The organism is Nocardia arizonensis, assembly GCF_001310275.1.
Classification (GTDB): Bacteria; Actinomycetota; Actinomycetes; order Mycobacteriales; family Mycobacteriaceae; genus Nocardia; species Nocardia arizonensis.
In genome coordinates this window covers 70,810-96,271 of the sequence record NZ_LGYZ01000057.1, presented here as the reverse complement: position 1 = coordinate 96,271, position 25,462 = coordinate 70,810, and the positions used below count along the sequence as shown (strand labels likewise).

Annotated in this window: 26 protein-coding genes; 10 read left to right on the top strand and 16 right to left on the bottom strand. The window is 68.8% G+C overall.

Annotated features, from left to right (window positions below; genetic code table 11):
* Positions 1-114 precede the first annotated feature (114 nt).
* The 4 genes from APZ21_RS10740 to yidC all read left to right on the top strand — a co-directional run bounded on the left by APZ21_RS10740 (position 115) and on the right by yidC (position 3,297).
* Positions 115-813 carry a hypothetical protein gene (locus APZ21_RS10740; RefSeq protein WP_054813107.1) on the top strand — a complete coding sequence of 233 codons (699 nt, stop codon included), beginning with the start codon at positions 115-117 and terminating at the stop codon, positions 811-813.
* Between the two features lie 282 nt (positions 814-1,095).
* Positions 1,096-1,935 carry a helix-turn-helix domain-containing protein gene (locus APZ21_RS10735; protein WP_239476575.1) on the top strand — a complete coding sequence of 280 codons (840 nt, stop codon included), beginning with the start codon at positions 1,096-1,098 and terminating at the stop codon, positions 1,933-1,935.
* Between the two features lie 34 nt (positions 1,936-1,969).
* Positions 1,970-2,266, top strand: a complete 297-nt coding sequence (locus APZ21_RS10730; protein ID WP_054813194.1) for a DUF6412 domain-containing protein — start codon at positions 1,970-1,972, stop codon at positions 2,264-2,266.
* A 98-nt stretch (positions 2,267-2,364) separates the two neighbouring features.
* Positions 2,365-3,297, top strand: a complete 933-nt coding sequence (gene yidC / locus APZ21_RS10725; RefSeq protein WP_054813106.1) for a membrane protein insertase YidC — start codon at positions 2,365-2,367, stop codon at positions 3,295-3,297.
* Here yidC and APZ21_RS10720 read toward each other — a convergent pair.
* Complete coding sequence (locus APZ21_RS10720; protein WP_054813105.1) at positions 3,258-3,647, bottom strand: nitroreductase family deazaflavin-dependent oxidoreductase; 390 nt, start codon at positions 3,645-3,647, stop codon at positions 3,258-3,260. The genes yidC and APZ21_RS10720 overlap by 40 nt on opposite strands.
* Positions 3,648-3,729: 82 nt before the next feature.
* On the opposite strand from APZ21_RS10720, the gene APZ21_RS10715 reads away from it, so the two are divergent.
* Entirely contained in the window at positions 3,730-4,239 is a 510-nt protein-coding gene (locus tag APZ21_RS10715) for an NUDIX hydrolase (RefSeq protein WP_054813193.1), read from the top strand.
* Positions 4,240-4,658: 419 nt separating this feature from the next.
* Here APZ21_RS10715 and APZ21_RS10710 read toward each other — a convergent pair whose 3' ends face one another.
* From APZ21_RS10710 to APZ21_RS10680, 7 genes are all read right to left on the bottom strand, one after another.
* Positions 4,659-5,339, bottom strand: coding sequence for a TIGR00266 family protein (locus APZ21_RS10710; protein WP_054813104.1), 681 nt, complete (start codon positions 5,337-5,339; stop codon positions 4,659-4,661).
* A gap of 58 nt (positions 5,340-5,397) precedes the next feature.
* Complete coding sequence (locus APZ21_RS10705; protein ID WP_054813103.1) at positions 5,398-5,766, bottom strand: arsenate reductase family protein; 369 nt, start codon at positions 5,764-5,766, stop codon at positions 5,398-5,400.
* A 9-nt stretch (positions 5,767-5,775) separates the two neighbouring features.
* A complete protein-coding gene (locus APZ21_RS10700; RefSeq protein ID WP_054813102.1) occupies positions 5,776-7,311 on the bottom strand; it encodes an ArnT family glycosyltransferase in 1,536 nt (511 codons plus the stop codon).
* Between the two features lie 88 nt (positions 7,312-7,399).
* Positions 7,400-8,719: an aspartate aminotransferase family protein gene (locus tag APZ21_RS10695; protein WP_054813101.1), complete on the bottom strand. Its 1,320-nt coding sequence runs from the start codon at positions 8,717-8,719 to the stop codon at positions 7,400-7,402.
* Positions 8,720-8,923: 204 nt separating this feature from the next.
* Positions 8,924-9,961, bottom strand: a complete 1,038-nt coding sequence (locus APZ21_RS10690) for a TIGR03842 family LLM class F420-dependent oxidoreductase (protein WP_054813100.1) — start codon at positions 9,959-9,961, stop codon at positions 8,924-8,926.
* Between the two features lie 27 nt (positions 9,962-9,988).
* Positions 9,989-11,410 carry a dihydropyrimidinase gene (gene hydA / locus APZ21_RS10685; RefSeq protein WP_054813099.1) on the bottom strand — a complete coding sequence of 474 codons (1,422 nt, stop codon included), beginning with the start codon at positions 11,408-11,410 and terminating at the stop codon, positions 9,989-9,991.
* Positions 11,407-12,246, bottom strand: coding sequence for a nitrilase-related carbon-nitrogen hydrolase (locus tag APZ21_RS10680; protein ID WP_054813098.1), 840 nt, complete (start codon positions 12,244-12,246; stop codon positions 11,407-11,409). Before APZ21_RS10680 ends, hydA begins: the two co-directional genes overlap by 4 nt.
* 251 nt (positions 12,247-12,497) lie before the next feature.
* Here APZ21_RS10680 and APZ21_RS10675 point away from each other — a divergent pair, with 251 nt between their 5' ends.
* The 3 genes from APZ21_RS10675 (at position 12,498) to APZ21_RS10665 (ending at position 14,720) form a co-directional block, all read left to right on the top strand.
* Positions 12,498-13,232: a peptidylprolyl isomerase gene (locus APZ21_RS10675; protein ID WP_239476574.1), complete on the top strand. Its 735-nt coding sequence runs from the start codon at positions 12,498-12,500 to the stop codon at positions 13,230-13,232.
* Between the two features lie 59 nt (positions 13,233-13,291).
* Positions 13,292-13,657, top strand: a complete 366-nt coding sequence (locus tag APZ21_RS10670; RefSeq protein ID WP_054813097.1) for a hypothetical protein — start codon at positions 13,292-13,294, stop codon at positions 13,655-13,657.
* A 313-nt stretch (positions 13,658-13,970) separates the two neighbouring features.
* Entirely contained in the window at positions 13,971-14,720 is a 750-nt protein-coding gene (locus APZ21_RS10665) for a PP2C family protein-serine/threonine phosphatase (RefSeq protein ID WP_054813096.1), read from the top strand.
* 122 nt (positions 14,721-14,842) lie between these two features.
* Here the strand turns inward: APZ21_RS10665 and arc are convergent, their stop codons facing one another.
* Positions 14,843-16,603 carry a proteasome ATPase gene (gene arc, locus APZ21_RS10660; RefSeq protein ID WP_054813095.1) on the bottom strand — a complete coding sequence of 587 codons (1,761 nt, stop codon included), beginning with the start codon at positions 16,601-16,603 and terminating at the stop codon, positions 14,843-14,845.
* Positions 16,604-16,782: 179 nt separating this feature from the next.
* On the opposite strand from arc, the gene APZ21_RS10655 reads away from it, so the two are divergent.
* Positions 16,783-17,319 carry a WKL family lipoprotein gene (locus APZ21_RS10655; protein WP_054813094.1) on the top strand — a complete coding sequence of 179 codons (537 nt, stop codon included), beginning with the start codon at positions 16,783-16,785 and terminating at the stop codon, positions 17,317-17,319.
* 58 nt (positions 17,320-17,377) lie between these two features.
* Here APZ21_RS10655 and APZ21_RS10650 read toward each other — a convergent pair whose 3' ends face one another.
* The gene (locus APZ21_RS10650) at positions 17,378-18,211 is read right to left on the bottom strand and encodes a tRNA (adenine-N1)-methyltransferase (protein ID WP_054813093.1); all 834 of its coding nucleotides are present in this window, start codon (positions 18,209-18,211) and stop codon (positions 17,378-17,380) included.
* Between the two features lie 129 nt (positions 18,212-18,340).
* On the opposite strand from APZ21_RS10650, the gene APZ21_RS10645 reads away from it, so the two are divergent.
* Positions 18,341-19,234: a RecB family exonuclease gene (locus APZ21_RS10645; RefSeq protein ID WP_239476580.1), complete on the top strand. Its 894-nt coding sequence runs from the start codon at positions 18,341-18,343 to the stop codon at positions 19,232-19,234.
* Between the two features lie 28 nt (positions 19,235-19,262).
* Here APZ21_RS10645 and hisG read toward each other — a convergent pair whose 3' ends face one another.
* The 6 genes from hisG to APZ21_RS10615 form a co-directional block, all read right to left on the bottom strand.
* Positions 19,263-20,114 carry an ATP phosphoribosyltransferase gene (gene hisG, locus APZ21_RS10640; RefSeq protein WP_054813091.1) on the bottom strand — a complete coding sequence of 284 codons (852 nt, stop codon included), beginning with the start codon at positions 20,112-20,114 and terminating at the stop codon, positions 19,263-19,265.
* A 52-nt stretch (positions 20,115-20,166) separates the two neighbouring features.
* Positions 20,167-20,430 carry a phosphoribosyl-ATP diphosphatase gene (locus tag APZ21_RS10635; protein ID WP_054813090.1) on the bottom strand — a complete coding sequence of 88 codons (264 nt, stop codon included), beginning with the start codon at positions 20,428-20,430 and terminating at the stop codon, positions 20,167-20,169.
* A 115-nt stretch (positions 20,431-20,545) separates the two neighbouring features.
* Positions 20,546-22,354: a choline/carnitine O-acyltransferase gene (locus APZ21_RS10630; RefSeq protein ID WP_054813089.1), complete on the bottom strand. Its 1,809-nt coding sequence runs from the start codon at positions 22,352-22,354 to the stop codon at positions 20,546-20,548.
* 123 nt (positions 22,355-22,477) lie between these two features.
* The gene (locus tag APZ21_RS10625) at positions 22,478-23,332 is read right to left on the bottom strand and encodes a class I SAM-dependent methyltransferase (protein WP_054813088.1); all 855 of its coding nucleotides are present in this window, start codon (positions 23,330-23,332) and stop codon (positions 22,478-22,480) included.
* 35 nt (positions 23,333-23,367) lie between these two features.
* Entirely contained in the window at positions 23,368-24,228 is an 861-nt protein-coding gene (locus APZ21_RS10620; RefSeq protein WP_054813191.1) for a HalD/BesD family halogenase, read from the bottom strand.
* A 494-nt stretch (positions 24,229-24,722) separates the two neighbouring features.
* A complete protein-coding gene (locus APZ21_RS10615; protein WP_275426197.1) occupies positions 24,723-25,394 on the bottom strand; it encodes an HAD family hydrolase in 672 nt (223 codons plus the stop codon).
* Positions 25,395-25,462 lie beyond the last annotated feature (68 nt).

The window sequence follows — 25,462 nt, the reverse complement described above, 5'->3', positions numbered from 1 at the left end:
CCCGATGCTGGAAGCGCGTCGCACGACGGCGCGCGTCCACACGAATGCGGGTGCGACGGATGCGGTGCGAATCACGAATCGGTCCGCATCGCACCGGAGTACGGAGTATCACCGATGAGAGCCGCGGTCCGCGAGATCTGGCTGCCCTTCAACGAGCCGTTGGAAGGCCGAGTGCCGTGGATGTACCTCGATGTCCGGGGGCGGGTGGCCACCGCCGTCGGCATCAGCCTCGACGACACGGTCCCCGATGTCGGGTCGCCCACACCCGGCCGACGCGAGAATTCGCTGGCCGCCTCGCGCCGACTACCGTGGCGGCACGGGATGCGCGGTCCCTTCGCCGCCGACCCGGATATCGATGCCGCGTGGGAAACCGTGAAACGCCGCAGCGATCTGGCGCACGGCGGCTGCCGCCGTTTCGAGCGACTCACCGATCTGCGTCTCACCGATACCGCGATCGACCGGATGGTGTTCGACCATCTGCACCTCGTGCAGACACTCGCGCGCGGACGTATCGTGCGCGACCGCACCGGCGCGGTCGCCCTGCCCTTCGCCGGGTTCGACTCCTGGCCCGCCGACGCCCAACTCGGATTGCTGAGCATGTGCTGGGTACTCGGCCCCGCCTTCGACTTTCCGCGATTCCACGAGGCGGCCGCCGAACGTGACTGGCTGCGCTGCGCCGCCGAATGCCGGATCTATCCCGAGATCGGCACGCTGGGGCGCCGCAACGACCGCGATCAGGAGTTGTTCCGCAATGCCTTTCGAATCGAACGCGACGGACTCGATCCCGAAGTCCTGCTGTTCGGCCTGCCCTGACCCGACACCGTCGCAGGGTCGGGCACACCGCGCGGTATTCCGTTCTCGCCCAATCCCGTTCGCTGTGAACGTGGTGGACTCGACGTCAGGTTCTCCGCCGAATCGCCGCCCGACCTCGCCGCGGGAACTCCTCGAGGAGCCCGCTACCCGCACATCCCGGCGGTCGCGCCCGTATGTGAATTCCTGGGTCAGGTTACCGAAACCCTCCGCTCGGCGCTGTCGCCCGGATAGTCTCGGCGATGGATCCGGTCCTGGATTCGCGTCACCAGCCGGGAGCATCCGATGGAGAAGGCTCTGGTCACCGAGGGAATGTCCGCGACACCCCGACCCCGCGATCCGGGCGACGCGCGCACGCCCGACGAGTCCCGTTGCGCGACAGCCATGCTGCGGCCCGGCATCCTCGCCTTCGGCGGCGCCATCGACGAGACCGCACTGCACGCCCATCACGCCGTCCAGGTCCTCGCGGCCCGTACGCCGCTGACCGTGATGGACGCCAGCGGCACGCACCACCGCGGCACCCTGGTCATCGTGCCCGCCGACGCACCGCACCGCGTCGACGCCGGCGCCGCGCAGGGCGCCGCGCTGTATCTCGACCCCGAGACGGTGGCGGGCGCCGCCGCCGACCGGCGCGCGCACACCGACGGCTGGACCGGCGGCGCGCACGCGCGGGCGGACCTGCGCGGCGGCACGCTGGCCGCGCAGGTCGACGCGCTCGTCGCGCACCTGCGCGACGACCGGGAGATACCGCGGGCGCGTCCGCACCACGCGGCGGTGGCCGAAGCGCTGCGCATGCTGCCCGCCCTGGTGCCCGACCGCACCGTCCGGGGCGCGGATGTGGCCCGGCGGGTGGGACTCTCGCCGACGCGATTGTCGCATCTGTTCGCCGCCCAGGTCGGTATTCCCTTGCGGCCCTATATCCTCTGGCTGCGCCTTCGGGTCGCCATCGCCCGGGTGCGCGCCGGCGACGACCTGGCCGCCGCCGCGCTCGCGGCCGGATTCGACGACGGCGCGCATTTCACCCGCACCTGCCGCCGCACCTTCGGACTCTTCCCCGCCGCGCTCGACCGGACGAACGACTGGGACCTCGGCGACGGCTGCTGGGCCGGCGAACCGAGCGCCTGAGCCGACACCCGGGTCGCGCATGTACTCTCGGATCATGTTCTGGCGGGTTCGGCCGACCTTCGCGGTACTCGGCTTCGTGCTGCCCGCCCTCGTCCTGCTGGTGGCACCGGCCGGCGAATCCAGTGCGCTGGTGGCACTCGGCGCGGTCACCGCCGCGGCGATCGTCACGCTCATGGCGCCGCACGGACTGCCGTCGCGTGTGCTCACCGTGGCCACCGCGGGTCCGCCGAGCTCGGCCCAGCGACGCAGGCGCGGCTCGTATCTGCGCCAGAGCAGTCCTGACACGGCGGGACGTCCACGACCGAGAGCACCGGGCGCGGTCGCGCGCTGACGGCACGCCCAGAACGGGTGTGACGTCGGCCCTTGTCGACCGTCAACCCTTCCGTTCGTGCCCCCCCGCGGCACGCCGCCCCGTCAGGTGGTTCCCCCGTGCTCGATTTCGTCTACTACCCCGTGTCCGCCGTTCTGTGGCTGTGGCACACCGCCTTCGCGTCGATCCTCGGCCCCGGTTCCGACCTCGCCTGGGTGCTCGCCGTGATATGCCTGGTCGCCTGTTTCCGCGCGGCACTGGTGCCGACCGTGCTGAAACAGGTGCGCAACCAGGCCGCCCTGCGGCGACTGCGGCCGAAGATCGCGGCGATCGAACGCGCCCACCCCGAGGACCGGGCGCGCCGGACCGAGGAGATCCGGCGGCTGCACGCGGACAACGGCGTCGGCCTGTTCGTCGGATGCCTGCCCATGCTGGTCCAGGGCCTGCTGTTCCTCGGACTGTTCCACGTCCTACGGTCTTTCGACCGCACCGGCGTCGGCTCGCACATACCCTTCCAGGCCACCTCGACCCCGATGTCACCCGAACAGAACGCCACGACCCCGAACTACCTGCTCGGCGCCGACGACGTCCGGTCCTTCCTCGACACGCACCTGTTCGGCGCGCCGCTGACGGCGACACTCGCGGGAACGCCCGGCGTCACGGTGACCGCGGTCGCGATCACGCTCATGACGGTCGCGGCGATCGCCACTCATCTTGCCGCGCGCGTCGCGGTCGCGCGCCAGGATGCCGACACCGCGCAGGCACGGGTGATGAATACGCTGAGCCTGTGGGTGTTCCCGGCCGGCGCGCTGATCGGCGGGGCGGTACTGCCGATCGCGGTACTGCTGTACTGGGCGTCGACCAACGCGTGGACCGCGGCTCAGCAGTATCTGGTGCACCGGCGCGTCGATGCCGAAAACGCTCGGCGCGAAGCGGATACGGTCGTCGTGCGCGCGGCGACCACACCGAAGCCGGGAGCGAGACCGGTCCGCGGCAGGTCGCGCCGCATCCGCTACCAGGCCGCGTCGACGGGGCGTGCGAAGAGGCTGTAGCGGGCCGCGATACCGACGAGGACCTGCCGGATCCCGATCGGCGCCCACGCCGCCGCCGGGTCCTCCTCGATGACCGGATCGGCGAGGACGAGGGTCGCGCCCCGCCATCGCAGCTCGAACCTTTCCGCCGCCAATACATTCCGAACCCAGTCCACGTCGCGGCCGTAGGTGAGCGCGATACGGTAGCCGCCGTCGCGGGGGAACACCCAGACCGGGGTGCGGTAGACGCGGCCGGAGCGGCGGCCGCGGTGCACGATCGTGCCGAACGGCGGAACACGTCCCGCCAGTAGACCGGCCACGGGATTGGTGACGTGCCGGTTGAAATTCGCCAGTGCGCGGGGCAAGACCATCGCGCGGTCCTCTCTCGAGTCGACGTGACTCACAGGTTACTCTCGGACTGTGACCGCGCAGCCACCGAAACAACGCTCGGAGATGATCGCGGTGTACGACCGCTCGGGACAGGTCACCGGATCGGCGGATCGCGCGGAGGTCTATCGGGACGGACTCTGGCATGCCAGCGCGGGAGTGCTGGTCCGCTCACCGGACGGGGAGCGGATCTACGTGCACCGGCGCACCGATACCAAGATGGTCTTCGCGGGTATGCACGACTGTCTGGCGGGCGGGGTGGTCGCGCCGGGCGAGAGCCCCGAACAAACCGCCGTGCGTGAACTCGCGGAGGAGCTCGGCATCGTGGTCGCCGAGCACGGACGCGCACCGCTGCCGATGGCAAGCGCCTCCTGGGACGGCACGTGGGCGGGACGGCCGATGCGCTGTCACCTGTTCGCCTACGAACTGCGCTACGACGGACCCATCCGGCATCAGCCGGACGAGATCGCGGACGGCTGGTGGTGGACCGACGCCGAACTACGCGCCCATCTCGACGATCCGGCGTGGCCGTTCGTGCCCGACACCCGGGTACTGGTCGGCGATCTCATCGCCTGATCACAGCGGATCCGTCGTCTCGCGCGGTGAAGTTCCGGTCGGCGCGTTTCTCGAGCCATGGCGGCCGACAGGGTTGCGGCACGATCGAATCAGCCATCGAATCGATGGAGTACGGAAGTTCCGGTACGAGAGGATGATCGCGCTGTTTCAGCGGAAGAAGGCACAGCTTCGGCGCTGTTCGGAGAAATAGCAACGGCCCACCGGATATATCCGGTGGGCCGCACTGTATTTCTTCTGCCGACTATGCGACGCTTCCTGCGCCCGCGAGGAGGATGGTCTGCAGGATATTGGCGACGACTGCGAGAAGCTCCATGAAATATTTCCTTGATGTCGGAATCGTTGAGAGTCCACAGCATTTACCACAGTGGTGTCGTGGACGTTAACTGCCGGTGACCATTCGGCGCCGCGGCCGCGGCGGATCAGCCCGAGGAGGCCATCGAACCCGCCCATGCCGCGAATGCCCCTGGGTTCCGGGTCTGGAGCAGGACGCGGCCGGGGCCGACGAAATCGAAGACGAATCCCTCGCCGGATTTCAGCGACTGGAGGGAGCGGCCCGACACCGCGCGGCGGATCGTGAAATTCATCGCCAGGTCGTAGGCGACCACGTGGCCGGTATCGATGGTGATCGGTTCGCCGGGCTGGAGATCGATGACATCGATCGCGCCGAATACGCCGACCACGATTTCACCGGATCCGTGCGCGCGCAATCCGAAACCGCCCTCACCGCCGAACAGGTTCGCGAAACCGCCCCATTTGCTTTCCACCTGCACGCCATGGGAATTCGCGATCCAGCCGCCGCGGCTGATGAAATAAGGCCGGTCCTCGGTGATCTGAAGGTTCAGCATGTCGCCGGGCAGGGCGGGCGCGACGTCGACCCAGCCGCCCTGCGGCGGCGCGGTGCAGGTGGAGACGAAGAACGACTCGCCCGCGAGCACCGAACGCTTGAGTCCCGCGAGAATGCCGCCCTCGGCCTTGGCGGCCAGGCCGACACCCGCGGAATGGGCCACCATGGCGCCGCTTTCGACCCGCATCGGCTCGCCACCGGCGAGGAAGCACCGCGCGATGGTCGACGCGGGATTGTGGCGCAACTGTACCTTCATGCCGGCGACCCTACCGCGTTCCGCGGGTCGTCGGCGGTGCGCGGAAACCGCGGGCGGATCAGCCCAGCGACCGCAGCGCTTCCTCGCTGCGCGCCACCACGGCGGTGCCGTCGGCGGTCAGCACGATCGGACGCTGGATCAGCTTCGGATTCGCGGCCAGCGCCTCGATCCAGCGATCGCGATCGGCGGGCGTACGTCCCCATTCCGCCATGCCCAGATCCTTGGCGATCTGTTCGCCGGTGCGGGTGATGTCCCAGGGCTGCGCGCCGAGCCGGGCGAGTACGTCGCGCAGTTCGTCGGCGGTCGGCGGATCGTCGAGGTATCGGCGCACCGTGTACTCGATGCCCGCCTCGTCCAGGTGCGCCGTGGCGTCGCGGCTCTTGGTGCACCGCGGGTTGTGCCAGATCTCGGTCTGTCCAGCTGTCATCCCCTCAGCCTAGAGGTGCACGAGGTCGGGCCAGACCTCCGACCACTCGTGCCGCCGCCCTGCGCACACCCAGATCGTGACGTCGCGCGTATTGCCCGGATAGCCGAGGCGGACGTCCACCTTGCCCGCCGGCGCGACCTCATCGAAATTCCATCGCAGGAATCCCTCGTTCATCCCCACGGCGATCACGGCGCCCGCCGTGTCCGGGGGCACGCCGAAGTACCCGTAGCCGCGGCTTGCGCTGTAGACGGGCGGGAGCCGGTCGCGTCCGAGTTGATCGAGGGCGCTCGCCTGCCAGTAGGTGTCGGTCAGCACGATCGCCCCGGCGCGCTGGGCCTGGGTCATGTCCGCGTGGACGCGGTCGACCTCGGCGGTCAGTTCCGGCCAGCCGAATTCGCCGTAGACGCCGATGTCGGCGGCGGCCTCGGCATCGTCGCGCGGCGGTCGCAACCGGTCCGGCGAGCGCCACGGCGCGTCGTAGAAGATCAGCACCGTGGACACCGCGACCAGCGCCGCGCCCGCCGCGAGCACGGCTCGGCGGGGCACCGGCCGCAGTCGGCCCGCCAGATCGACCAGCCCCACCGCGCCGGCCGCCAACGCGACGCCGTAGATGCCCGCGATGTAGTGGATACGGCCGCCGACGGCAAGGAATATCACCGCCAACAGGATGATGGCGACCCCGAGGAAGCGGTAGGGCCGTAGTGAGCGCTGCCGAAGCAATGCCCAGACCCCGTACGGCAGCACCACCGCGCCCAGGTAGCCTGCCAGCAGGATCGCCAGCGGCGCGAACAGCATCCGTGCCCCGAGGATGCCATGTCCGTCGCCGACGACATCGCCCATACGCGGTCGCGGCCAGTCGTGCGCGGACTGCCAGAGCAGTTCGGGCACCGTCACACCCACCACGATCAGTCCGCCCAGCCACAGCAGCGGACGGCGCGGCAACTCGCGCGGACCCACTGTCAGCGCGGCGGTCACCACGCAGATCCAGAAGTACGGAATCAGCCATTCGACCTGCGTGGCCACCGCGGTCACCAGCGCCGCGGCGAGTAGCAGACCGTCGCGGCGGGTGCGGACCCAGCGCACCACCAGCCAGGTGATGATCACCCACAGCGCGGTGTCGACGGCGTTGGTCGTCAGCATCTTGCCCTGCGACAGCAGCAACGGCGAGGTCGCGTAGGCGAGGGCGGCCAGCGTCTGTGCCGCTCGGCCGCCGCCGAATTCGCACGCCATCGACGCCGTGAGGACCACGGCGAGTACGGTCAACGCCACCGCGGGCAGCCGCAACACGAAATACGATCCCGGCGCGACGGTGTCAACGGCCCGCGCGAGCAGCGGCAACGCAGGCCCCTGATCGGCGTAGCCGAAGGCGGGTCGGCGACCGGCCGCGAGGACGTACAGTTCGTCGCCGAAGTAGCCGTAGCGGCTCGCGGAGAACAGCAGCAGCGCCGCGGCGACGGCCGCGACGGTCCCGACCGCCGCGGTCGCGAGCGGAGGCCGCAGGTCCGGTGCGATGTCGTAGTCCTGTCGATCCTCGATATCGGTCACGCAGGCTCCTGATCGGTGCGCCTCGGGGTCCCGGGAGAATCTAGCGGGCGGGACGGGTCCGAGCCGCACCCCGCGGGGGCGTGTCCGGTCAGTCGGAGTCGACGTAACCGTCGGCCACCTCCAGCGCCGCGTCGACGATCTCGAGTCCGGCGCGGAGTTCCTCGGCGGTGGTGGTGAGCGGTGGCGCGATCTGGAATCGGTTGCCCGCGTTGAACGGCCACAGTCCGCGCGCCTTGGCCGCGGCGGTGACCGCGTTCATGGGTTCGGCCCGTGCGCCCGCGGCGGCGAACGGGATCAGCGGTTCGCGGGTGCGCGGGTCGCGCACGAGTTCCAGCGCCCAGAAGAAACCGAGTCCGCGGACCTCGCCCACGCTGGGATGGCGCGCCGCCAGCTCCCGCAGCCCCTTGCCGAGCACGTCCGAACCCACCGAGCGCACATGGTCGAGAATGCCCTCGCGCTCGAAGATCTCTATCGAGGCGACCCCCGCCGCGCAGGCCAACGGATGTCCGGCGTAGGTGAGTCCGCCGGGATAGACGCGGTCGTCGTAGCGCGCGGCGATGCGTTCGGCGATGAGCACGCCGCCCAGCGGCACATACCCGGAATTGACACCCTTGGCGAAGGTGATGACATCGGGGGCCACGTCGAATGCCCGCACCGCGAACCACTCCCCGACCCGCCCGAATCCCACCATCACCTCGTCGGCGATATAGACGATGCCGAATTCGTCGCACAGTGCCCGCACGCCGGCCAGATAGCCCGGCGGCGGCACCAGCACGCCATTGGTGCCGACCACGGTCTCCAGGATGAGGCCGGCGATATGGTCGGGCCCCTCCAGTTCGATCACCTGGCGCAGGTGCGCGAGCGCGGCGGCGGTCTCCTGCTCGAGCGTGGTGGTCTGCCACGGTGACCGGTACGGATACGGCCCGAAGAAGCGCACCACGTCCACATTGGTCGGCTCAGCGCCCCAGCGCCGGGGCTCGCCGGTGAGACCGATGGCGACGCCGGTGCCGCCGTGATAGGAGCGGTAGGCGGCCAGCATCTTGGTACGCCCGGTATAGCTGCGCGCCAAGCGAACCGCGTGTTCCACGGCCTCCGCCCCGCCTGTGGTGAACAGCACGCGGTTCAGGTCACCGGGGGCGCGTTCGACGATCAGCCGGGCCAGTTCGCTGCGCGCCCGATTGCCCACGGTCGGGGAGATGGTGGTCAGTTCCCGCGCCTGGGCGACGATCGCGTCGACGAGACGCGGATGCTGGTGGCCGATGTTCACGTTGACCAGTTGCGAGGAGAAGTCCAGGTAACGCTTCCCGTTCTCGTCCCAGAACCAGGATCCGGACGCGCCCGTGACCAGCACCGGATTCGCGCCGCCCTGCGCGCTCCACGGGTAGAAGACGTGATCCTCGGCCGTCACCTGTTCGCCCCCTCGGTCTGGGGCACCCGCGTCGGCGCGAAACCGGTTGCGGCTTTCCACACCACCGACGCCCCGGTTACGTGGTCGTCGGCGTACTCGGTCAGCACCGTCGCACCCTCCTGATTCCTGGTCTCCCGTGCGACACGATGGTGACGACCATGCGGCGCGCGTACCCGACGCGGGTCGCCCGGTCACGCGCCGCGCTCATCGGACCGACTCGGTGGCGGTGGCGACCCGGGTCAGCCGCGGCAGCACGGATTCACCGTATGCTTCGAGCGTGGCGGTCTTGGCGTCGTGCTGTAGGTAGACGGCGAACTGGTCGACGCCGAGTTCCTCGAGTTCCCGCAGCCGCGCCAACTGGTCGTCGGCGGTGCCGAGCAGACAGAACCGGTCGATGACGGCGTCGGGCACGAAATCGGCGTGGGTATTGCCCGCGCGCCCGTGCTCGTTGTAGTCGTAGCCGTTACGGCCCGCGATGTAGTCGGTGAGGGCGGCGGGGATATCGCCGCCGGTGCCGTAGCGGGCGACGATATCGGCGACGTGGTTGCCAACCATGCCGCCGAACCAGCGGCACTGTTCGCGCGCGTGCGCCAGCCCGTGCGCCGAGCCGTCGGTGACGTAGGCGGGCGCGGCGACGCAGATCCGCACCGAGGCGGGATCGCGGCCCGCGCGTTCGGCGGCCGCCCTCACCCGCGCGATGGCCCACGCGGCGATATACGGATCGGCCAATTGCAGGATGAACCCGTCGGCGACCGCGCCGGTGAGCTCCAGCGCGCGCGGACCGTAGCCGGCCGCCCACACCTCGAGTCGGGAATCGGCCGCCCAGGGAAACCGCACGACAGTGTCTCCGATCCGCGCGCTGCGGCCGTTGCCCAGTTCGCGGATGACCTCGATCGACTCACGCATCTGCGCCAGAGTGGTGGGTTCGCGGCCGATGGCCCGCACGGCCGAGTCGCCGCGGCCCATGCCGCAGACGGTGCGATTGCCGAACATGTCGTTGAGCGTGGCGAAGGTGGCGGCCGTGACCGTCGGGTCCCGGGTCGCGGGATTGGTGACCATCGGGCCGACCGTGACCCGGCGCGTGACCGCCAGGATCTGGCTGTGGATGACGTAGGGCTCCTGCCACAGCAGATGCGAGTCGAAGGTCCACACATGCGAGAAGCCGTGCGTCTCGGCCAGTCTGGCCAGTTCGATCACCCGTGACGCGGGCGGCGTGCATTGCAGCACCACACCGATGTCCATGCGGCAGTCTCCCTTTCGGTTCGGCGATCAGATCAGGTTCTGCGACAGCCCACGTGCGACGAACCGGCCGTGTCCCGCGGTCCCGAGATAGCGCCCGCCGTCGACGACGACGCGACCGCGCGACAGCACGGTATCGACGTGGCCGCCGATCTCGAATCCCTCGTAGGCCGAATAGTCCATGTTCATGTGGTGGGTCTTGCCGACGCCGATGGACGTGTGCCCCTCGGGGTCGTAGATCACGATGTCGGCGTCGGCTCCCGGCGCGACGATGCCCTTGCGGGGATACATGCCGAACATGCGCGCGGGCGCGGTGCAGCAGACCTCTACCCACCGTTGCGGCGAGATGAGTCCGTTCTCGACGCCCTGGAACATGAGGTCCATCCGGTGCTCGACCCCGCCGATGCCATTGGGGATGCGGCTGAAATCGCCGCGCCCCAACTCCTTCTGCTCCTTCATGCAGAACGGGCAGTGGTCGGTGCTGACCGCGGTGACGTCGCCGGTGCGGATATAGCGCCACAGCTCGTCCTGGTGTCCCTCGGCGCGCGAGCGCAGCGGCGTCGAGCACACCCATTTCGCGCCCTCGAAATCCGGTGCGCCCAGATGCTCTTCGAGCGAGAGGTACAGGTACTGCGGACAGGTCTCGCCGAAGACGTTCTGTCCCTTGCCGCGTGCCACCGCGATCTGCTCGAGCGCCTGCTTGGCCGAGACGTGCACCACGTACAGCGGCGCGCCGGTCACCTGCGCCAGCATGATGGCGCGATGGGTGGCCTCCTCCTCGAGTTGCCACGGGCGGGTCACGCCGTGGTGGTAGGGAGCGGTGTCACCGCGGGCGAGCGCCTGTTCGACGAGCACGTCGATGGCGATGCCGTTCTCGGCGTGCGTCATGAGCAGCGCGCCGAGGCCGGCCGCGGACTGCATGGCGCGCAGGATCTGGCCGTCGGTGGAGTAGAAGACGCCGGGATAGGCCATGAACAGTTTGAAACTGGTGACCCCCTCGGCCACCAATTCGCTCATCCCCTTCAAGGATTCGTCGTCGACCTCACCCATGATCTGGTGGAAGCCGTAGTCGATCGCGCACTGTCCGGCGGCCTTGCGGTGCCACTCGGCGAGGGTGTCCTGGAGACGTTCCCCCGGCTTCTGGACCGCGAAGTCCACGATCGTGGTGGTGCCGCCCCACGCCGCCGCCCGCGTGCCGGTCTCGAAGGTGTCCGAGGCCTCCGTGCCGCCGAATGGCATCTGCATATGCGTGTGCCCGTCGACGCCGCCCGGGACGACGTACTTGCCGGTGGCGTCGATGACCGTGTCGGCGGTCGCGGTGAGGTCGGCGCCGAGTGCCGTGGAACCCGGGTGCAGCAGCGCGACGATCGTGTCGCCGTCGACGAGCACGTCCAGCGCCTGGGAACCGGTCGGCGAGACGACGGTGCCGCCGTGAACGAAGGTGGTGGTCATGGCGTCACCAGCGGTCCGTAGGCGTCGGGGCGGCGATCGCGGTAGAAGGCCCAGCGATCGCGCACCACCTTGATCAGGTCCATGTCCAGATCGCGGACCACGAGTTCGGGCTCGGTGTCGGAGGCCGGTTCACCGACGAATTTACCCTCGGGGTCGACGAAATAGCTGGTGCCGTAGAAATCGTCGTCGCCGTAATCGGATTCGACGCCGACCCGGTTGATCGCGCCGATGTAGTACTCGTTGGCGACCGCCGAGGCGGGCTGCTCCAATTTCCACAGATAAGCCGACAATCCGCGCGAGGTAGCCGAGGGATTGAACACGATCTCCGCGCCCGCGAGACCCAGCGCCCGCCAGCCCTCCGGGAAATGCCGGTCGTAACAAATGTAGACGCCGACGCGGCCCACCGCGGTGTCGAAGACCGGCCAGCCGAGATTGCCGGGCCGGAAATAGAACTTCTCCCAGAAACCCCGGACGTGCGGAATATGGTGCTTGCGGTATTTGCCGAGGTAGCTGCCGTCGGCGTCGATGACCGCGGCGGTGTTGTACAGCAGACCGGGTTGCTGCTGTTCATAGACCGGCAGGATCGTCACCATGCCGAGTTCGGCGGCCAACGCCGCGAAACGCTCGGTCGTCGGTCCCGGCACCGATTCGGCGTAGTCGTAGAATTCGGCGTCCTGCGACTGGCAGAAGTACGGACTGTAGAACAGTTCCTGGAAGCAGATCACCTTCGCTCCCCGCGCGGCCGCCTGCCGCGCGTAGTCCTCGTGTGCCTTGATCATGGACTCTTTGTCGCCCGTCCAGTTCGTCTGGACCAGTGCGGCTCGAACGGTTGCCATGATTGTTATCGTGCACCCTGAACCACGTCGAATGTGTTATATCCGCGGGGAAACAATTTCCTGGCCGTAAATCCTCGGTGCGGTCGCTCACCGATCGCCGTCGAGCAGCTGCGCGGTTGCGATCGATTCGGCGGCGCTCCGGTGGCCCGCGTGTCCGATCTCCCCGGTTTCCTCGCGTGGGGAACCGGGTAAGTGGCAGGATGCGGGCCGGGCATCGATCGGTGCGCCGACCCGACAAGGAGTTCCCAACCGTGAGCAGTGGAGTGCGAATGCGCGTGGCCGGCCGGACGAAGGGCGCGACGCGCCATCGCGGAAATCCGATGCGACGGGTACTGCCCGGCCTCGGTGTGTTGGTGGCAGGCGTCGCGCTGACCCTGTTCGCGGCGGGCGGCGTCTCGGCGCAGATCCCGGCGGTGCGGCAGAGTCCGGCCGAATGCGCGCCGCCCGCGGCGGGTGTGCCCAACGGCAAACAGTGGCAGGCCGAACCGGGCCTGTCGATCGACCCCGCCGCCGGGTACACCGCCGTCCTCGAGACCAACTGCGGCGCGGTCACCATCGCGCTCGAGGCGGCGCGCGCGCCGCGCACCGTGAACTCCTTCGCCTTCCTCGCGGGCGAACAGTACTTCGACCACACCCGCTGCCACCGGCTCACCACCCAGGGCATCTACGTGCTGCAATGCGGTGACCCGACGGCCACCGGCACCGGCGGCCCCGGCTACCGCTTCCCCGACGAGAACCTCACGGGCGCAATCTATCCGGCGGGCACCCTGGCCATGGCCAACTCCGGTCGCGACACCAACGGCAGCCAGTTCTTCCTCGTCTACCAGGACACCAAGCTGCCGCCGAACTACACGCCCTTCGGCCGCGTCGTCGACGGTCTCGGCGTGCTCACCCGCGTCGCAAACGCGGGCGTGCGCGACGGCTCCGGCGACGGGGCGCCGTCCCAGGACATCGTGCTGAACAAGGTGACCACCACCGTCGGCTGACCCGGGTGGGGGCGGCGAATCGGCCGGCGCGGCCCCCGGACGAATGCCACACTGTAGCAGTGGCTTTCGATGGCGATGACGAGCAACGATCGGGCCCCGAGGAATCCAGCGGCGTCGAGCCGCTGTCGTTCCTCACCGATCTGCTGCTCGACTCCCAATTGAAGATGGCCGAACTGGGTCACCCCGACCTGGTCGAACGGTTCCTGGACCTGTCCCGGCGCCTGGCGACCCACGGCCCGGATGTCGACGACGGCTTCGCCCGCGACTTCGGGAAGGCCACGCTGGAAGCCGCCGAGGTCTGCGAGACCGAGGACGAGGAGGGAATGGACCGCCCCGGCAGCGAGACCGGCGAACTCTACTGGAATCTGTGCTGGGGCATCATCATGCTGTCGTTCCTGCGCGAGAAGGGCCGCGACACTCCGTAATCCGCCGGGCCGCGCTCATGCCCATCCTCGGCGGGAGCCGATCCCGCGCCGTGGCCGCGCACTCTCGGACGGTGACGGCGGTAACACTCAGGTGATACTCCGAGCACAACCGACCGACGGTATTGCCGTGGGGCGGCCCGATCGCCGCGAACCTCTTCCCGGGCGGGCCGAATCATAGGATACTTTCCGCTACCCACCGGTTCTCAGCAAGCCCTCAGTCCGCGCCGGCTACAACCACGGCTTGAAGTGGTCCACTGGGTGGTATGTCGGTTGAACAGGACCGGCAGTGTGTCCGATCCAGGAGGTCAGGGCCATGAGCAGTGCGATGACGACAACCCGGCGCGAACTGGTGCGCCTCACCGGAATCGCGGGCGATTCGGTGAGCAAGCGCGGACTGCGTTCCATCAACGCCGATGCCGTGGCCTCCTGGAGCGATTCCGACAGCGGCCGCATCGCCTTCGTCGTCGCCGACGGTGTCGGTGACCATCTGCCCGCGGCCCGCGCGGCGCGCACTGCGGCCACGGTGGCGGCGCGCGAAGGCGCGCGCGGCGGCGCGGCGGTGGGCATCCTCGCCGCGCAACGGAGCCTGCTGCGCGAATTCCCGCAACCCAAGGCCGACAGCGCCCTGGTGATCGCGGTACTGCCCACCGCCGACCGCGCGGACGCGCCCGCCGATATCGCCTGGGTGGGCGATTGCCGCGCCTATCGCTGGAACAGCCGCACCCTGCACCAGATCACGACCGACCACACCCTGGCCGAGTACCTGCGCATGCGCGGACAGCACCCGACGCCACGGGCCGATCACATCATCACCACGACCGTGCGCACGGTGCGCGAGGACCAGATCGGCCGCGCCGCCACCGGCTCCAGCAACGGGCGGCTGCTGCTGTGCAGCGACGGCGTCCACAAGCGAATCGGCATCGCCGCCGTCAAGGCCATGCTCGCCGCGGGCGAGCCGCCGCAGAGCACCGCCGACGCGCTGGTGGAGCTCGCGCTACGCGGCGGCGGACGCGACAACGCCTCCGCCTTCGTGGTCGACCGCGGCCCGCACCGCGCCGGCTAGGGCAGGGCTCGGCGCGGCCATTCGGCCTCAACGGCTTCGCCTGCGGCAACGGCGGCGACTTCACCGCCCCGACACAGCGAGGAGCCGCGTCGACGTGCGACGCGGCTCCTCGTGAATGGTGACTACAGGTACTGACCGGTATTCGACTCGGTGTCGATGGCGCGGCTGGCCGAGGCGTTCTTGCCGGTGACCAGCGTACGGATGTAGACGATCCGCTCGCCCTTCTTGCCCGAGATGCGCGCCCAGTCATCGGGATTCGTGGTGTTGGGCAGGTCCTCGTTCTCGGAGAACTCGTCCACGATCGAATCGTAGAGATGCTGGATGCGCAGACCCGGATTGCCGGTGTCGAGCACGGACTTGATCGCGTACTTCTTGGACCGATCGACGATGTTCTGGATCATCGCGCCGGAGTTGAAGTCCTTGAAGTACAGGACCTCCTTGTCACCGTTGGCGTAGGTGACCTCCAGGAAGCGATTGTCCTCGCTCTCGGCGTACATCCGGTCCACGACCCGTTCGATCATCGCCCGGATGCAGGCGCCCTTGTCGCCGCCGAATTCGGCGACGTCGTCGGCGTGCAGCGGCAGCCCCTCGGTCAGGTACTTCGAGAAGATGTCCTGCGCCGATTCCGCGTCGGGGCGCTCGATCTTGATCTTGACGTCCAGGCGGCCCGGACGCAGGATCGCGGGGTCGATCATGTCCTCGCGGTTGGAGGCGCCGATGACGATGACGTTCTCGAGGCCCTCGACGCCGTCGATCTCCGACAGCAGCTGCGGCACGACGGTGGTCTCCACATCCGAGGACACACCCGAACCGCGGGTGCGGAAGATGGAGTCCATCTCATCGAAGAACACGATCACCGGGGTACCCTCCGACGCCTTCTCACGGGCGCGCTGGAAGATGATCCTGATGTGGCGCTCGGTCTCGCCGACGAACTTGTTCAGCAGTTCGGGGCCCTTGATGTTGAGGAAGAAGGACTTGGCCTCCTTGGCGTCCTCACCGCGGGCCTCGGCGATCTTCTTGGCCAGCGAGTTGGCCACCGCCTTGGCGATCAGCGTCTTACCGCAGCCGGGCGGACCGTAGAGCAGCACGCCCTTGGGCGGGCGCAGCGCGTACTCGCGGAACAGGTCCTTGTGCAGGAACGGCAGCTCGACCGCGTCGCGGATCTGCTCGATCTGGCGGGCCAGACCGCCGATGTCCTCGTAATCGACATCGGGAACCTCTTCGAGGACCAGATCCTCGACCTCGGCCTTGGGTATGCGTTCGAAAGCGAATCCGGCCTTGGTGTCGACCAGCAGGGAGTCACCGGGCCTGAGCTTGCGGATCGGCGAATCGGGATCGTCGAGATCGTCGTTCTCGGCGACCTTGGACAGCGGACCCGACAGCCACACCACCCGCTCCTCGTCGGCATGGCCGACGACAAGGGCGCGGCGACCGTCGTCGAGGATCTCGCGCAGGGTGCCGATCTCGCCGACCGAGTCGAACACGCCCGCCTCGACCACCGTGAGCGCCTCGTTGAGGCGGACGGTCTGGCCGTACTCGAGGGTGGCGGTGTCGATATTCGGTGAACAGGTCAACCGCATCTTGCGACCCGAAGTGAACACGTCGACCGTCTGATCGTCGAACACGCCGATCAGGATGCCGTAGCCACTCGGCGGCTGACCGAGCCGATCGACCTCCTCGCGCAGCGCCACCAACTGCTGGCGCGCCTCCTTGAGGGTGTCCATCAGCTTCGTGTTGCGAATGGTCAGCGAATCGATGCGGGCTTCCAATTCCCGTGCGCGATCCGGCGAATCGGCGAGTTGCCTCCGGAGTGCAGCCGCCTCGGCGCGCACTGCCTCGAGCTCTCTCCAGGCCGCCGAATCGGAATTCTCGATGGGGCTCATGTGCTGCTCCTCCCAGTCCCGGTCTATCAACGCTACCGGGCGTGAACGGTTCTCGCTTTCCGACATGGTTTCTTCGTGATCACATCTGCGCTGCGATCGGCGGCGGAAGCCCCATGTTAGCCTGCCCTAACCCGAAGCGGGCGGTAGTTCTCGCCCATCGAGCCGAAAGGTAGCCAGGAATGCTCCTCACCGCCAGAACCCTGCGCGTATGCGTCGCCACCGCCGCGGTGGCGATCGCCACGACGGTAGGGCTCACCGGATGTGGATCGGACGCCGAGTCCGACACCGCCGCCAGTGCCACCTCCACAGCAATTACCACATCCGCCGCCGCCGTGACCACGGGTTCGGCCGGTCACGGCGATCACAGCGCCGCTGCGGCGCCCTCGGCGGAGCAGTTGCGGACCACCCTGGCGACCTTCGCCGACCCCGCCGAGACCGCACAGGCCAAGGTCGCCATCGTGGTCGACGGTCAGAAGCGCGCGTCCAACATCGAGACCATGACCAAGGCGCTGGCCGGGTACGGCGCCCTGAAGTTCGTGGTGAACGATGTCAAGGTCGACGGACAGAGCGCCACCGCCCAGGTCGTCATCAGCTCGCCCAACGGCGACGCCCCGCCCATGCCGCTGACCTGGCAGCAGGTCGACGGCACCTGGAAGATCTCCGACCCGAGCGCCTGCGTGCTGCTCGGTTTCGCCCAGGCGCCCTGTGCGCCGTAGCGCGCCGACGCGTCGCCCGTGCGCGCGCCCGCGCACCGGCGACGGCCGAGAGTGGCCCTCAGCCCTTCGACGGACGACGTTGCGGTTTGGGGGTCACCGTACCCTCGGCCAGCCGCCGCGCGCTCACCAGGAACGCGGTATGGCCCTGCATGCGGTGTTCGGGACGCACCGCGAGGCCGACCACGTGCCAGCCGCGCACCATCGACTCCCATGATCTCGGCTCGGTCCAGCACTCCTGTTCACGCAGCGCCTCGACGATCTTGGACAGCTGGGTGACGGTCGCCACGTAGACGATGAGCACCCCGCCCGGAACCAGCGCGCGCGACACCGCGGGCAGCGCGTCCCAGGGCGCGAGCATGTCCAGCACCACCCGATCGACCGGTTCGCCCTCGTATGCCGCCACGTCGGCGACGGTGAGCGACCAGTTGTCGGGGCGCTCACCGAAGAAGGTCTCCACATTGCGCACGGCGTGCTCGGCGTGGTCGGCACGGATCTCGTAGGAGATCACCCGCCCACCCGGCCCCACCGCGCGCAACAGCGAGCAGGTCAGCGCGCCCGATCCGGCCCCCGCCTCGAGCACCCGCGCACCGGGGAACACATCGCCCTCGTGCACGATCTGCGCGGCGTCCTTGGGGTAGATGACGGCCGCGCCGCGCGGCATCGACAGCACGTAGTCGACCAGCAGCGGGCGCAGCGCCAGATACGGCGTGCCATTGGTGGAGTGCACCACACTGCCCTCGTCGGCGCCGATCAGCTTGTCGTGTTCGATCCCGCCGCGATGGGTGTGGAATTGCTTGCCGGGCTCGAGGACGACCGTGTAGAGGCGTCCCTTGGCATCGGTCAGCTGCACCCGGTCACCGATGGTGAAAGGCCCGGTCCGTCTGGCCGTCATGTATCTCCGTTCCACTCGCCTGCGTGAACGCGGCGCGCGTGGATCCGCGGCGCCGAGTCGGCGACCGCCGATCGCGCCGCGGTGTCGGTACCGCCGGATAGCCTGCCAGGTATGTCAGCGAGCGTGTCCATGCCCCCCGCCGATGCCGACCCCGATCCCGGCGCGGCGGGCCATACCGCTCGGCGGCGTCCGGCGCTGTCTCCCTCGCGGGCAATGGATTTCAAACAGTGCCCGCTCAAGTACCGGCTGCGCGCGATCGATCGGATTCCCGAGCCGCCCTCGCGGCACGCGGTGCGCGGCACGGTGGTGCACGCGGTGCTGGAGGATCTGTTCGGTCTGCCCGCCGCCGAACGCTCGCCCGAGCGCGCCGACGAGTTGGTCGCCCCCGCATGGGCCCGGGTGCTCGCCGACAACGCGGAGATCGCCGAGCTGGTCACCGCCGACGGACTCGACCCATTCCTCGGAGAGGTTCGCGCACTGGTCGCCGCCTACTACCGGCTCGAGGACCCCACCCGGTTCGATCCGGAATCACGGGAGGCGAAAGTCGAGGTCGAACTGGGCGACGGCGTGCTGCTGCGCGGTTTCGTCGACCGCATCGACCGGGCCCCGACCGGTGAGCTGCGGGTGGTCGACTACAAGACCGGGCGCGCGCCGGGGCACACCGCCGAGACCAAGGCGCTGTTCCAGTTGAAGTTCTACGCCTTGGTCGTACTGCGCACCCGCGGCGTGCTGCCCGCCCAGTTGCGGTTGATCTACCTCGCCGACGAGCAGATCCTCACCTACGCGCCCGACGAGGAGGAACTGCTGCGTTTCGAGCGCACCCTGGCCGCGCTGTGGGAGGCCGTACTCGCGGCCGGGCGCACCGGCGACTTCCGCCCGAACGCCGGGTGGCTGTGCGCCTATTGCGACTACAAACCGCTGTGCCCGGAATTCGGCGGCACGCTCCCGCCCTATCCCGGCTGGCCCGCCGATGGCGCCACCGAATCGCCGCGGGAGACACTGGCGGAATCGGTGGCGGACTGATCGGCCGCGCGCGGCGCGGACCCGGCGGTCAGAAGGCCCGGCAGGAGCGGATGTCGGTGGCGAGGATCGCCTTGGCGCCCAGGTCGGCGAGCTGATCCATGACCTCGTTGCCCCGACCGCGCGGCACGAGCGCGCGCACGGCCACCCAGGACTCGTCGGCCAGCGGCGACACCGTGGGCGATTCCAGTCCGGGAGTGATGCGCACCGCGCGGTCGAGCAGCGCGCGCGGGCAGTCGTAGTCCAGCATCAGATACTGCTGGGCGAACACCACGCCCTGGATGCGGGCGATGAGCTGATTGCGCGCGCGGTCGCGGTGATCGGAGTCGACCCGCTCGATGAGCACACCTTCCGAATCGCACAGCGTCTCGCCGAAGGCGACCAGATTGTGCTGGCGCAGCGTGCGGCCCGAACCCACCACATCGGCGATGGCGTCGGCCACACCGAGTTGGATCGAGATCTCCACCGCGCCGTCGAGCCGGATGACCTCGGCCTCGATGCCGCGGCGTCGCAGGTCCGAGAGCACCAGATTCGGATAGGAGGTGGCGATTCGCTTGTCGTAGAGATCCTCGACCTTCCACTCCCGACCCGCGGGCGCGGCGTAGCGGAATGTCGAGCGGCCGAAGCCGAGCGAGAGCCGTTCCTGCACGGGGGCACCGGAGTCCAGCGCGAGATCGCGGCCGGTGATGCCGAGGTCGAGTTCGCCCGACCCGACGTAGATGGCGATGTCCTTGGGGCGCAGGAAGAAGAATTCGACCTGGTTGGCCGGGTCGAGCACGGTCAGGTCGCGGGAATCGGTGCGTTTGCGATATCCGGCCTCGGCCAGGATCGAGGTGGCCGATTCGGAGAGGGCGCCTTTGTTCGGGACTGCGACGCGCAGCATGGGAAGGGTGTCCTTTCGAGGATGTGACGGCGGCGGGTTCGGCGGCGAGCCGTCACAGATGTCGGTACACGTCTTCGAGCTTCAGCCCGCGGCCGACCATCAGCACCTGGACCCAGTACAACAGCTGTGAAATCTCCTCGGCGAGCGCGTCGTCGCTCTCGTGCTCGGCGGCCAGCCAGACCTCACCGGCCTCCTCGAGCACCTTCTTACCCTGGGTATGCACGCCCGCGTCCAGTGCGGCCACGGTGCCGGACCCGGCGGGGCGGGTGAGGGCACGGTCCTGCAACTCGGCGAACAGGGTTTCGAAGTTCTTCACGGAAAACCATTCTCTCAGACCTCCGCACACTCCCCGCACACAGCACCACCCCGTCGAGGAGTGCGCGAGGAGTGCGCGGGGAGTTCGACGGGGTGGTGCGGGTGTGCGGGAAGTGTCAGTCCGTGGCGAGCAGGGCCTCGAGGTCGGCGACCGCGGTGCGCAGATGTCCGGCGAAGGCGTGCATCTGGTCGGCGACCGACTCCGGGGTGGCCAGGTACAGGTTCCAGCGGTCGGGCAGCAGCACGTAGGCGATGCCGATGCAGGTCGGGCTGGTGGAGCCGAAACCGAAGAAGGTGATGTTGACCGACGGCGCGGAACTGGTGGACAGGTAGTCGTCGCGCATGACGGTCCAGCCGGGGCTGTCGTAGAGCGGCAGCGGCTCGGTGACCCCGAGTTCGGCGCCGCGGCGGCGCTGGATCCACTGCAACTCCCACAGGTGCTGTTCCGGGGCGTCGCCGGACTGGCACTGCTTGGCGCGTTCGACGTGCGCGGTCGCCGCGGTGCGCGCGGCGACCAGTTTGGCCGCGGTGTCGGCCCGCGGATCGACCATGGCGTCGACGAAGGCGATCATCTCCGGCGTCACCACCCGCATGGCCTCGGTGCGGCCGTTACGGTACTGCCTGGTGGCGATGGACTCGTAGGTGGCACCGGTGAATCCCTTGCTGCGCCGGTGGGCGAGCTGGTAGCTCAGCTGCGCGAAGGCGTCCGGGGATATCTTCAGCTGCTTGGCCCGCGTCGTGCCGAAATCCTCGAACGAGATCGCGGTGGTGGCGTTGGCCGCGGCGTAGGCGGCGAAGTCGGCCCCGGCCTCGGCGATGGCGGCGCGCAGCGTGTCGTCGAGCGCGAACTCGATCGGCGCGACGGCGGGCGCGCCCTGCTGCTGCGCCCCCGATCGGGCGGCGTGGTCGGCCGCGGAGGTCTCGAGCAGGGTGTCGACGAACGACAGGATGGTGGTGCCGTCCAGACCGCAGTGTTCGACGTTGATGCCCGCCTGACCGTCGGCGAAGACGATGAACGACACGGACTTGTCGAACCACCGGTTACCGCTGTCACCGTGCAGCAGCTGATCGCAGGCGTGCAGGGTGTCGCGCGGGGCGAAATCCTCGAGGCATACGGCGAACAACGCGGTCTCCAGGGTGTCCAGCGCCGCGATGTTCGCGGGTTCGGCGCGCAGCGCGGCGCGGTCGGCGGCCCATTCGGCGCGCGCCTTGGTGGTGAGATGGCCCACGGGGCTCTGCGCGCGCTGTTCGCCCGCCCGCTGCACGGCGCGCAGACCCTCGGCGAGATCCTCGGGCGTGTAAGGCGCGCCCTCGGGGCCGATCACATCCATCGTGAACAGGTTGCCCCGGTAGAACACCGCGATGTGGCGCGCGGGCGAGGGGCCGGGAGCCTCGTCGCTGTAGGGCACGCGCACCGAGTCCTGTTCCACGCCGGGGATGCGGGTCTCGGAGAACAGGTACTTGTTCTGCCACATCGACAACTGCTGGCCGCGCTGGGTGACCGGCGCGATGGCCTCCTCGTCGAGGGCCAGCTTGTAGTCGACCGCGGCGGAGATGATCGCGGCCGCGCGCTCCACCTGTGTCGCCCCGGTGGAGGACGCCAGCACGGTGTCGTCGCGGAAGAGGAAGAAGAAGTTGGCGTTCAGGGCGATCCGGTCGCGCCTGCCCAGGTAGCGGGAGGGCCAGAACAGGTCGAGCCAACTACCGACGCCGGGGGTCGCGTCGTATTCGCGCAGTGCCTCGTGCAGGGTCCGGCCCGGTCCGTCCGCGCGCAGCAGATCGTCCACGGCGGCCCTCGTGGTGGCCAGTTCGTCGTCGGTCAGCAGCGGGGCGCACCATTGGAGGAAGCGCTCGGCGCTGGCTTCCAGGGTGGGCAGCGGTACCCGCGGCAAATGGTCTTCGGCGGCGAAGGTGCGGTCACTCAAGTCGGATTCCTCGGTGTGGTGGGTGGACGTGACGGATTCGAAAGAGAGTGCGTCGACTCACTACAAGATCCTCGGCGTCGGGCCGAAGTTTGGGAAGGGTCGCGGCGCGTGTCGTTCGCCGCTTCAGTCGCGGGCGTCGCCCTCGCGCTGGTCGAACGCGGGCCGCGACACGTAGAGCGCGGCGTAGAGCCAACCCTCCGACTCCTGTCCGGCGGTATCGATTCCCTTGTCGGACAGGGTGTTCAGCACCTGCTCGCGCTCGTCGTCGGAGGCGAAGCGGCGCTGCTCGAACAGGCCGGGCCTGCGTTCGGTGCGGTATCCCAGTGCGGCGAGCTCGGCCTCGATCGGCGCGAAGTCGAACATGCGCAGGACGAAATGCGCCATCCACGGCCTGCGGCGCGGATGGGCGGTGGCGATGCGGACCAGCGTCTTCTCGGTGACGTAGCCGATACAGCCGGTGGAGATGACGATATCGGCCGAGGCGAGCAGCTCGCGCTGCGCGTCGGTGGGATCGGTGGCCTCGAGGTCGGCGTGTACGGCACCCTGCAGCAGGCCCGCCTCCCGCGCGTAGTCCAATGCCGGGCGGGCGGCGTCGATCCCGATGAAACGGACATCGGGACAGGCATCGGCCGCGGCGAGCCTGGCGCGGTCGCGGGCGATGAGATGGGCGCGCGCCGATTCCGCGGCGGCGCACGATCGCGCGGCCTCGCGATAGTGCTCGGCGAGTTCGTCGATGCCGACGCCGAGGCGCAGCAGTGCCGCGTTGACGCCGTAGGAGCAGCCGATGTCGAGCACGGTCGGTGCGCTCAGCCGCGCGGAGGCGCGGTACTCACGAATCTGCTGTTCGAAGTGGGGTTTCGCCAGTTCCGGTATGCGATAGTCCAATTCGGACATCCGGGCGTAGTAGTCGCGGGGATCGGGTCGGTCGTATATGTGGTCGAAGGAGGCTTTCCCGGTCGTATGCAACGGCACTGGCACGCTTGTCGTTCCTCTCGATCGAACGCGGAGATCGGCTAGTCGAGTAGCCGGTCGCCGCGGACGGCGTCGGCCGCGGCTAAGTGATCCGGTAGCACCCGTCCGAACAGCTGACGGGTGCGCTCCACGGTGCCGATGACACCGGGCCGGTCGGTGTAGGCGAAGATCGCCGAATGTCGCTGTACGGCACCGGTAACCGGTGAGACCCGATGCAAGGAGAAGCGCCCCTGGAACAGTTGCAGGTCGCCGGGGCGCAACTCGAGGCGGCGCACCAGACGATCGGCCGCGCCGGTGAGCACATCGCGCACGTCATCGAGGTTCTCGGCGTGCGGTGAGCGGATATTCGGGCAGAACTCGAAGACACCGCCGGATTCGGCGGGCTGGGTCAGCATGCTGACGGTGAATTCGTTGGTGTCGAAATGCCAGGGATGCGACATACCGGGCGCGACCACGTTCAGGCACAATCCGGCCAGCGGATCGGCGAATTCGTGTAGTTCACCGAGACCGAAGCAGTCGGCGACGAAGCGCTGGAACTCGGCGCTGGTGTAGAGGCGGTGGATCAGCGCGTCGGCGGGTATACGGTCGCGGGGCACGAAGGCGTTACCGCGCTCGAGCACGATCCGGCCCGGATGATCCTGCGGTAGTTCGGCATCCAGCGGAATGTTGTAGGCGTTGACCCGCTGGACCTCGTAGTAGGCGTGCGGCGCGATGGCCTCGCCCTGGGCGCGCAAGGAGTCCACGAGCGCGGGACGGATGAACTCGCGCAGGACGGTGCAGCCGGATTCGGCCAGTTCCGCCCGCGCCCGTGCCACCACCGCGCCGCGCCCGTCACCCTCGATATCGGCGAGCGGATACCTTGCGGTGTCGACGATCTCGTCAAGAACGCCCGTTACTGCCATGTCGATATTCTGCTGGCCGATCGGCACGACACGCCCGAGATTCGGAAAGATAGCCCGTGAGAACGGTCACAGCTGCTATCTGCGATCACATGTGTTGCGGGACAGTAACTCTCGGTATGACGCGCTCGGGGGTGTCGCGATCATGGAGCCGCGTCCGCACGCCTCGGACGCGCCGATTCCCGCCCTCGCCGGAAGGCGGGGCGACCGCCTCGCCCGCACCGCGCGCGCAGAGAATTCACAGCCGGTCGGGCCGGATCCTCGAAGCAATCACGACATTCGGTATGGTTCTCGCCGAAAGCTTTGGCCGCATCCACAAGTTCGACCACCGCCGCCCGCGAACCGGACACCGGATGCGCGGATGCCGCCGCGGCGCCGGGCTCGTCCATCGCCGCGCGAGCGGGCGGCACGGCGATCGAGTCGGTGCCGCGCGATAGCCGAACCGCATACGAGAGTCGATTCCGCTTCCGTCGTCCGTATCCGGCGCACCCGCGGACTCAGGCGCGCGGGTGCAGCGCCTCGCGCAGATGGTCGACGGTGAGCCCGACCAGTGACTCGCGGAATACCCGGCCGAACGCCGCGGGCACCGCGATCTCGCACGGGACGACGATGACCGCGCACCCCGCGGCCTGCGCCGCCCGCGCGCCGGTGGGCGAATCCTCGATGGCCACACAATGTTTCGGATCGACATCGAGCAGCTGGGCGGCGCGCAGATACACGTCGGGTTCGGGCTTGCCCTCGGCCACCTCGTCACCGCAGACCGAGACGTCGAAGAAATCGCGGCCGAGGGTTTCGAGTCCGTATTCGGTCAGCGAGCGCTTGGTATTGGTCACCAGCGCGCTGGGCAGGCCCTCGGTGCGCACCAGCGCCAGCGCGTCCTTCGCGCCGGGACGCCACGGAATCGGCCCGGTCATCAACTCGGTGACCCTGAGCTCGAGGAAACGGCCCGCCTCCCCCAGCGCCGACACGGTCGGCTCCAGACCGAGTCCGGCGAACAGGATGGCGAGGGCATTCGGACCGGAGGCGCCGATGAGGGCGTGCCGGAGTTCGTCGCTCATGACACCGCCGAGTTCGACCGCGAGTTCACGGACCGCGATATCCCACAGCTTCTCCGAATCCAGCAGGGTTCCGTCCATATCCCACAGAACCGCGGCGAGTGGCGCGCTCACGTGCCGAACTTCTCCTCTGCTGACGAGTGTGAACCCGATGCGGGCACCGGCGACGATCGATATCGAAT

What these genes read in the sequence shown, in the direction of transcription:
- hydA (WP_054813099.1), bottom strand. Translation starts at nt 11,410, where the DNA reads ATGACCACCACCTTCGTTCACGGCGGCACCGTCGTCTCGCCGACCGGT.
- APZ21_RS10680 (WP_054813098.1), bottom strand. Translation starts at nt 12,246, where the DNA reads ATGGCAACCGTTCGAGCCGCACTGGTCCAGACGAACTGGACGGGCGAC.
- APZ21_RS10655 (WP_054813094.1), top strand. Translation starts at nt 16,783, where the DNA reads ATGCTCCTCACCGCCAGAACCCTGCGCGTATGCGTCGCCACCGCCGCG.
- APZ21_RS10620 (WP_054813191.1), bottom strand. Translation starts at nt 24,228, where the DNA reads ATGGCAGTAACGGGCGTTCTTGACGAGATCGTCGACACCGCAAGGTAT.
- APZ21_RS10735 (WP_239476575.1), top strand. Translation starts at nt 1,096, where the DNA reads ATGGAGAAGGCTCTGGTCACCGAGGGAATGTCCGCGACACCCCGACCC.
- APZ21_RS10715 (WP_054813193.1), top strand. Translation starts at nt 3,730, where the DNA reads ATGATCGCGGTGTACGACCGCTCGGGACAGGTCACCGGATCGGCGGAT.
- APZ21_RS10650 (WP_054813093.1), bottom strand. Translation starts at nt 18,211, where the DNA reads ATGACGGCCAGACGGACCGGGCCTTTCACCATCGGTGACCGGGTGCAG.
- APZ21_RS10720 (WP_054813105.1), bottom strand. Translation starts at nt 3,647, where the DNA reads ATGGTCTTGCCCCGCGCACTGGCGAATTTCAACCGGCACGTCACCAAT.
- APZ21_RS10645 (WP_239476580.1), top strand. Translation starts at nt 18,341, where the DNA reads ATGCCCCCCGCCGATGCCGACCCCGATCCCGGCGCGGCGGGCCATACC.
- APZ21_RS10710 (WP_054813104.1), bottom strand. Translation starts at nt 5,339, where the DNA reads ATGAAGGTACAGTTGCGCCACAATCCCGCGTCGACCATCGCGCGGTGC.
- APZ21_RS10740 (WP_054813107.1), top strand. Translation starts at nt 115, where the DNA reads ATGAGAGCCGCGGTCCGCGAGATCTGGCTGCCCTTCAACGAGCCGTTG.
- hisG (WP_054813091.1), bottom strand. Translation starts at nt 20,114, where the DNA reads ATGCTGCGCGTCGCAGTCCCGAACAAAGGCGCCCTCTCCGAATCGGCC.
- arc (WP_054813095.1), bottom strand. Translation starts at nt 16,603, where the DNA reads ATGAGCCCCATCGAGAATTCCGATTCGGCGGCCTGGAGAGAGCTCGAG.
- APZ21_RS10690 (WP_054813100.1), bottom strand. Translation starts at nt 9,961, where the DNA reads ATGGACATCGGTGTGGTGCTGCAATGCACGCCGCCCGCGTCACGGGTG.
- APZ21_RS10705 (WP_054813103.1), bottom strand. Translation starts at nt 5,766, where the DNA reads ATGACAGCTGGACAGACCGAGATCTGGCACAACCCGCGGTGCACCAAG.
- APZ21_RS10665 (WP_054813096.1), top strand. Translation starts at nt 13,971, where the DNA reads ATGAGCAGTGCGATGACGACAACCCGGCGCGAACTGGTGCGCCTCACC.
- APZ21_RS10730 (WP_054813194.1), top strand. Translation starts at nt 1,970, where the DNA reads ATGTTCTGGCGGGTTCGGCCGACCTTCGCGGTACTCGGCTTCGTGCTG.